Source organism: Elizabethkingia argenteiflava (assembly GCF_009904105.1).
Lineage (GTDB): Bacteria > Bacteroidota > Bacteroidia > Flavobacteriales > Weeksellaceae > Elizabethkingia > Elizabethkingia argenteiflava.
In genome coordinates this window covers 1-966 of the sequence record NZ_JAAABJ010000201.1, presented here as the reverse complement: position 1 = coordinate 966, position 966 = coordinate 1, and the positions used below count along the sequence as shown (strand labels likewise).

The window sequence follows — 966 nt, the reverse complement described above, 5'->3', positions numbered from 1 at the left end:
TTATACCAAATAAATGAACCAAACCCTACTTACCAGATTGTTTAAATCTATCGAAGGCAATAAAGAAGAGCCTTTGGTAAGGATAGCATATTCCATTATTGAGGATGAAAGGAAAAAGGGGCATACAAAATTGGCAGAAAGGCTTGATACAATTCTAGAAGGGAATCTTGCAAAAGTTATTGAGCCGCAGAGATCACAAGTATTAAAACTTACCAAAAGTAAAGATGGTATCTTTTCGATTCCCGCCGATAGGAGGTATAAGTTACCTTTAGCAACTCATATAGAAAATGATTTTTTAAGACACGATATGGTTCTTGCCCCATCGGTGGAAGAAAAAGTGTTGAGAATTGAAAAGGAATATATTGCAAGAGAAAGGTTAGCTCACCACGGTCTTAGACCTCGTCAAAAAATACTTCTGTATGGTAGTTCAGGATGTGGAAAAAGTATGACAGCTGAAAGAATTGCTTGGGATTTGGGATTACCGTTTTATAAAGTTCGTTTCGATACAATAATCTCTTCTTATTTAGGGGAATCAGCTTCAAATCTCAATAAACTGTTTGAAAGTATTGAAAACTATCCTTGCGTTTTACTTTTAGATGAGTTTGATATTATAGGAAAACAAAGAGACTCCAAATCTAATGATATTGGTGAAATCCACCGTATTGTTAATATAGTTTTAGGACTTCTAGAAGAGTATAAGGCGCAAGGAATTTTAATTGCTACAACAAATTTAGAAGGTAGTTTAGATAAGGCTTTATTTAGAAGATTTGATGAAATCATAGAACTACCTAGACCAAATGAAAATGAAATCATTGATTTACTTAAAATAACATTTTCAGCTCTAAGACTTAGTAAAGAGATTGATCTCAGTAAATGTGCATCTAAGATGCAAGGATTATCATATGCACTTGTTGTTAAAATAGCAAATGATGCCGCAAAAAAATCTATTATAAATTCTAGCAAAGA

At 33.0% G+C, this 966-nt stretch carries 1 protein-coding gene; it reads left to right on the top strand.

What is annotated here, in order from left to right; genetic code table 11:
• Window positions 1–13: 13 nt before the first annotated feature.
• Window positions 14–966: AAA family ATPase (locus tag GNY06_RS01590; protein ID WP_166518497.1), on the top strand; the 953-nt coding region annotated here is incomplete at its 3' end.